The sequence below is a fragment of the Methanocalculus sp. genome (assembly GCF_030651615.1).
Lineage (GTDB): Archaea > Halobacteriota > Methanomicrobia > Methanomicrobiales > Methanocorpusculaceae > Methanocalculus.
On the sequence record NZ_JAUSCG010000125.1, the window covers coordinates 1 to 6,687 of the forward strand.

At 46.6% G+C, this 6,687-nt stretch carries 7 protein-coding genes; 3 read left to right on the plus strand and 4 right to left on the minus strand.

Annotated elements, in window-relative coordinates:
• On the plus strand, positions 1-484 hold a 484-nt coding region (locus Q7V06_RS05520), incomplete at its 5' end, for a hypothetical protein (RefSeq protein ID WP_304839235.1).
• Between the two features lie 122 nt (positions 485-606).
• Here Q7V06_RS05520 and Q7V06_RS05525 read toward each other — a convergent pair.
• From Q7V06_RS05525 to Q7V06_RS05540, 4 genes are all read right to left on the minus strand, one after another.
• The gene (locus Q7V06_RS05525) at positions 607-1,998 is read right to left on the minus strand and encodes a hypothetical protein (RefSeq protein WP_304839237.1); all 1,392 of its coding nucleotides are present in this window, start codon (positions 1,996-1,998) and stop codon (positions 607-609) included.
• 71 nt (positions 1,999-2,069) lie between these two features.
• Positions 2,070-3,239: a hybrid sensor histidine kinase/response regulator gene (locus Q7V06_RS05530; protein WP_304839240.1), complete on the minus strand. Its 1,170-nt coding sequence runs from the start codon at positions 3,237-3,239 to the stop codon at positions 2,070-2,072.
• A gap of 15 nt (positions 3,240-3,254) precedes the next feature.
• Positions 3,255-3,656 (minus strand): response regulator, encoded by a 402-nt coding sequence (locus tag Q7V06_RS05535; RefSeq protein WP_304839243.1) that lies wholly within the window; start codon positions 3,654-3,656, stop codon positions 3,255-3,257.
• Positions 3,657-3,897: 241 nt separating this feature from the next.
• Positions 3,898-4,209: a ferritin family protein gene (locus Q7V06_RS05540; protein WP_304839245.1), complete on the minus strand. Its 312-nt coding sequence runs from the start codon at positions 4,207-4,209 to the stop codon at positions 3,898-3,900.
• 240 nt (positions 4,210-4,449) lie between these two features.
• On the opposite strand from Q7V06_RS05540, the gene istA reads away from it, so the two are divergent.
• Positions 4,450-5,712 (plus strand): IS21 family transposase, encoded by a 1,263-nt coding sequence (gene istA, locus Q7V06_RS05545; protein WP_304839251.1) that lies wholly within the window; start codon positions 4,450-4,452, stop codon positions 5,710-5,712.
• A complete protein-coding gene (gene istB / locus Q7V06_RS05550; protein ID WP_304839248.1) occupies positions 5,709-6,473 on the plus strand; it encodes an IS21-like element helper ATPase IstB in 765 nt (254 codons plus the stop codon). Before istA ends, istB begins: the two co-directional genes overlap by 4 nt.
• Positions 6,474-6,687: the final 214 nt, after the last annotated feature.

The following is a 6,687-nucleotide window of genomic DNA, read 5'->3' on the forward strand; positions in this document are numbered from 1 at the left end:
CGGCTGCACGAACTCTTCAGGTCAAGCACAGGAAACACCACCCTCCGGCACGACTGTTGTTCCGGTGTCATCTGCCCAAACAATGGTGACTGCATCCACGGATACGCCCTGGTCAGAAACCTGGGCTACCACATATAATTACGGAGAAACCGGACTCTTCGTCGAGGTTTTTACAATTACCCAGAAGGGTTCATCGGTGACCGGGACTTATAGCAGCGGTGACGAATGCGAAGTCATGGTCAACACTACCGCAGATATGACCCTGTTTACCGGTAACTGCTACGGCACGATCAACGGTACCGTTGACGGAAACCGGCTTACCGGCATGTGGGTCGATACCGATAAGACCGGGACATATACGGGATGGTTCACGTTTGAGCTTTCAGAGAATGGAAGAGTGTTCCAAGGCCATTGGGTAGACGAATCTGTTGGTTTCGATGCCTTGAAAAATACTACCCAGTTCTGGAATGGCGTGAAAGTATAATCTCCAGGGGACATTCCCGGATCAGATATCACCCCCATACCCCTTTTTCCGAAAAAAGGGTTTATCTTTTGCAGATACCTAAAAGATCAGCGTACAAGATGCTGGTGCGTTCTCCTTCCTGATCAGAAATATGATGGAGGAGGGTTTTTCTCTTCGTTATCTTCTCTTGTTTTTCTTCTTCGTCGGCTGAAGATGAAGAATGGGAGAGCAAGCACCGGAGCATAGAGGAGGGGTACTGATTGCTCTTTCACGGGTTTTTCATCACTATCGATCGAGAGGGATGCGGCGTAGGCGTGGGTCAGATATCTCATGGGATCATACTCCTGATATCCCTCTCTCTCCTCTGAAATACTCCCTGCGATGATGAATTCGTTCCCGGTTATGAGTAATGCCTTCCCTGAACTATATTCTCCTCTTCTGATGGAGGTCTGTATGATAGGACCTCCGAACTGATCGGCCCGGATGAGAAAGATCGAACTCTCTCCTGATATGGGTGGATTGCCCAATGGATCAGGTCTGCTGGTCTCCCCAACAGCAGTAATCTCTCCGTTCTCGAGCAGTAGGGCCGAAGAGAATGAACTTACCCCATCACCCGGATACTCTTTCGCCCAGATGATCTCGCCCCTTTGATCGATCTTCGTCAGAGATGCATGGAGAGTGAACGTATCTCCATCCTTTGAGAGGGTTGTTCCGGCAGTAATGAAATCTCCATCTGAGGTCTCCACGACAGCATTTGGTGTTGTGACGATCCCGGAATTGGCATCTGAAGGTTCTCTCAGTGATCTCGTCCATAGCACCCTGCCGTCCTCATCTGTTCTGATCAGGCTGAATGCACCATCTCCGGCAATGATGAACCCTCCGTCACGGGTTGCTTTGATTGAATGACCTACATCAGTGTACCTGTCACCATAGTTCTTTTCAAAGAGGAGTTCTCCTGAGTCATCTGTCCGGATGAGATAGATATCCCTGTGCGGGTAGTCATTGGTCTTTGTCGTAACTCCGACGATGGCAAACCCTCCACTCTCCACCTCAACGAGATCGGTTGCACTATCATAGTACTCTTTACCAAATGTCCGTTCCCAGAGGATCGTTCCGTCTCCATCCATCCGTGCAAGGTATGCGTCCGAGTCATGGTCCGGCGGATCGCTGACCGAACCGGCCATCGCGTACGTGCCATCCTGCGTCCTGATGATCGCATTGATGGCTCTTGTTCTCTCGTCATCGATCGTCTTCTCAAAGAGTATCTCGCCGGTACTGGTCACCCTGATGATATATGCCTGGTAGAAGGGACTCGGAACCTGATATCCTTCCTCCCGTGGGTGGATGGCTGCTCCAACAATGATATATCCGCCATCGTCTGTCTGTACGATGTCAAAGGCACGTGTGTCATCATATTCCCCGGATATAATCTCCCAGTGTATGACCGGATCGGCAGAGGCGATCCCTGTGGTTGTGATCAGGATGAGGAAGAGGGTTGCTATGAGGCGGATCGGTGAGAGAGAATAGGGCTGCATCCTTCTAACATTACTGTGATAAATTAAAAATATATTTATTGAATATCAAACAATTGAAATTGGATTGGTTTTTAGTTATATCGCCATGCAGCTTGTGGTATCGAGATTACAAATCTGGCTCCCTGCCCCGGCTCTCCCGTTTCGGTGATGGTACTATTCGTGATTGCAAGAATCTCGCGTGATAAGAAGAGGCCAAATCCGGTATTTTTTCCGATACACTCCTCAAAAATGCGTTCTTTTTGATCATATGGTATTCCGATTCCATCATCCTCAACGATGATCTCCAGAGTTTCCCCATCAATCCTTTGTGATATCCGTATCTCTGTAGCTCTTTCACCATGCATGATGGTATTTTGTATCATGGTGGTAAAGACCAGTTTGACCATCGGATCTGCATACCAGGATATATCTTCACAGGACGAATGGATGGCTATATGTTCTGTTGGGATCTGATCGATGAGATCATGGATCTGAAGCCATCTGGGATCACAACTGCCGATTGCACAATATGAGTTGGCAAAATCAATCTGATGCCGGATGGCTGTTCCGGCAGATCTGATCATTTTATGGTATCCGGACTGTTCCGGCTCTGTAGTCATCGCCTCGGCCAGTTCGAGGAATCCTTCAAGAACCATGATCTGGTTCATGATCTCATGTCTTGTCATGTTGAAGAGGAGGGGGTATTTCTTGTCTCTCAGATAGGTCGTATCTTCTTCCGACTGATGTTTGATGAATGGTGCGGGTGATCCTGTCATTCTTATGGTACTCTGTCTCTTGTCTCCTTCTATGATACATTGATAAATCGCGAGAAAGAGTTCTGGCAGGGTATTTTCTGGTCTCTCTCCCATCAGGAGATAGTAATCTGCTCCGGAATTCAGGGCCTTTATGACTGTCTTCGCATTTCCATCATTTGTGAAGATGATGAAGGGTGTTGTTGTATTTCCTGCCCTAAGGTGTTTGAGAACTTCAATTCCATCCAGATCAGAGTGCTGATGGCCTGATATGATGGCATCATATGTGTTGTTTGATAAAAGGTGTACTGCTTTTGATCTGCTCTCTGTCGTTGTTATGGTGAAACATCCGGTCCTCTCAAGGTATTCTGCTCCCATTCTAAGCGTATCCGGATTGGATTCGAGGTAGAGGAGTGAGAAGAGTGGTTCATCTGATACCGTAACTGACCCGGATTGAGACAGGCCGGGTATAGCACCATAGCAATGCATCGTAACTTCTGTGATTATCATCTCCCCCTTCGCTCTCTATATTCCTGTTAATCCCATCTCTCTCATTGAATGTTCCCGGATAGCTGTCGTAATGGTTGAGAATAACTCCTCTTCAAGAAATGGCTTGCTAATATAGCCATATGGTTGTGTGATCATGGCACGTTCGAGTGTCTGTTCGTCGCTATATGCTGTAAGATAGATGATAGGTATCATCATCTCGCTTCGTATGATCTCTCCTGCATTGATCCCATCCATATCACCTTTGAGCGTGATGTCCATCAATATGAGATTGGGCTGATGCTTTCGAATCTTATCAATGGCATCGACACCCGTGTCTGAAATTCCGGAGATCACAAAACCTCTGGTTTCAAGGCGTTTTTTGAGATCAAGTGCAATGATCGCCTCATCTTCAACGATCCAGATTCGGTTTGCTGTCATATCACTCTTCCTGCCGATCTCTTAAGGACGGGTCTTATTGGGTGTAATTGTGAGCATTCAGGTTATTGGTGGGACAAATGCTGTAAAGACTACCGGGGTGTGTAACCGTATCTTCAGCTGCCTGATTCGCTCTTCAGAATTACCTGTGATAATTTAATTTTATTATATTAAAAATAATTTAACACGGTGGGTGGATGATTGAACCAATTGGTTCAATCCAAAAAAAGGATGTCGGAAGAGGTTATTTCTTTGACTTCAGCTTTTTAATCTCTTTCTCAACTTCTTGTATGCCTTCTTCGTAGAACCCTTTCTCTTTTGGTTCGAGTTCGATGAGCAGGCGATATAATTCTCCGGCATGGACCCTTTCTTCGTCAGCGATGTCCGTTAGGACCTCTTTTGCGAGTGGATTGTCGGTTGCATCCGCGATCTGCATGTACAGCTGGATCGCCTCAAACTCGGCAGCCATGCTGTAGCGGATGGTGCGTACAAGCTCATCATGGGTGATCTTTCTGTCAAGACTATTTCCTGCGAATGGATTTGCAAATTCTGGCATATTGTTCCTCCTATAATAAGGGCTGATCTTTTGAGCCCATTTCACTGTACGGCATTAAGGATTATAAGTGTTGAGGATCGAAAAAACGGCTGAAATAAAGAGCTCTTTTTCGTGAGACGGTGTTGCCTGGGACTGGGAATGGTATTAAATGTCAATGGCGGTGTAAAAATGCCCACTTGTGGCGATCTAAAAGTGCTCACCTGCTAACCTCTCTGTATCAACTGAGAGGGAGCAGCAATGGTGATCGCAGAGGAGGGATTTTTTATGATCCGTGACCTTCACAACCAAGGATACAACAACAGCGATATATCTCGCATAACTGGGTTAAATCGTCGAACCGTGCGAAAATATCTTGCAGCTGATGAATTGCCAAAGAAACAAAAGCGAACTGGGAAACACAGTAAGCTCGATCCTTTTAAAGACTATATCACAGAGCGAATCACCACATATCCTCTCACTGCCTGGAGAATCCATCGGGAGATTAAGGAGAAAGGGTATACCGGCGGGTACACTATCCTCAAGGATTACATCAGAACAATCCGTCCTCAGTATCTGACACCCGCCATTCTCCGCTTCGAAACACCTCCTGGCAAACAAATGCAGGTCGATTGGGGTGAATGCGGGAGCCATGAGGTAGATGGCAGAAAGAGAAAGATCTACTGTTTCAGTGCCATCCTCGGGTACTCACGAATGCGGTACATGGAGTTTACCCTTTCAACAGATGTATATACACTGATCCAGTGCCATAAGAATGCATTTGACTACTTTGGAGGGATTCCTGATGAGATCCTCTATGATAACATCAAAACAGTCATCATCAAACGAGCTATTCGGGCACGTGATCACACCTGGAACGCGAAGTTTGAGGATTTCTTCACCCACCACGGTTTTATGCCCCGCGTCTGTAAACCCTATAACCCTCAGACAAAAGGAAAAGTCGAAAACTCCATCAAATTCATGAAGAAAGACTTTCTCCTTGGCAACAGGTTCACCTCATTCCCAGACATGAATCAGAAACTCCTCCAATGGTGTAACCGGGTGAACGGGGAGATCCATGGCAGCACCCATGAGATCCCCTATGACCGATTGAAAGAAGAGATACTTACCTCTCTGGGTTTGATCAAGCCGTATATCATTCGCCGTGAGGAACCACGGAGGATCCTAAGAGATTCTTACTTCTCTTATAACGGAACCCTGTACTCTGTCCCATACCAGTATGCTGGCCAGAAAGCACTTCTCGAGCTTGAAGCTACAACAATAACTGTCAAAGTTGGATCTGAGGTGATCTGCTCTCACCAGATGGCTTCTCCTACCGTGAAAAAGGTGAGGATCAAAGAGCATTTCACCGGTTTACAGAAAGAGGTAATGGCGAACAACTCCCGAAAAACTCAGTTTGCTCAGGATGCTCGGCATTCACAACCTTTCTTCGAGATTGTATATCCAGATGTCGAAGAACGGCAATTATCGACCTACGATGTTTTTGCAGGTGAGGTGAGACCATGAGCGGTCTTGTGTATGAACGTGTCCATTACAACCTGGAGACGCTCAAACTGACAACGATCAAGGAGATGCTTGACAACAGCCTTGAACATGCGGCAAAAGAGGGGAAATCCACTCTGGAGATCCTCGATTACCTTCTTGAATTGGAGGTGAAAAACAAACAGGATCACGCCTTCTCGATCAGGATGAGGATGGCCAGTTTCCCGGTTGAGAAGCGGCTTGATGATTTTGATGTGGCGTTCCAACCCTCTCTTGATCCGCTCATAATCAAGGATCTTGCCTCTCTCCGGTTCATCCATAATGCGGAGAATGTTGTCTTCCTCGGACCACCCGGTGTTGGGAAAACGCATCTCGCAGTAGCACTTGGATGTGAGGCGGTAAAACAGGGATTCCGCGTATATTATGCGAATGCGTCACAGCTCATTGAACGGCTGATGAAAGCAAATCGGGAGAATAAACTGGAAGAGAAGATCAAGGCGCTCACGAAGTTCCATCTTCTCATTATCGATGAGATGGGATATCTTCCATTCACCAGTGAAGGGGCCCATTGTTTCTTCCAGTTGATATCCAAGCGGTATGAGAAATCCTCCACGATCTTTACCTCGAACAAGTCATTCGGTGAATGGGGCGAGATATTCGGGGATCATGTGATTGCCGCTGCAGTACTGGATCGAATACTCCATCACTGCACTACATTGAATATTAAAGGTGATAGCTATCGCCTGAAAGAGCGGCGGCGACAGGGTCTGATCCCCCATGTCTGAAAGGTTTGTATAACAGAGGATTTATGTTCTTGAAATGAGCATTTTTATTCCGCCATTTTTGTGCACTTTGATCCCGCCATTTACATTAAACCCCTATTTCCGGAGAAACACTATTCTGTTGAAGGGAACACCCTGCAACAGTTGATATTCATCTCCCGCCCGTTGCTCCATGATACCTGACCAAACGGGTGTTCATCATTCTGATGCTCCTGGT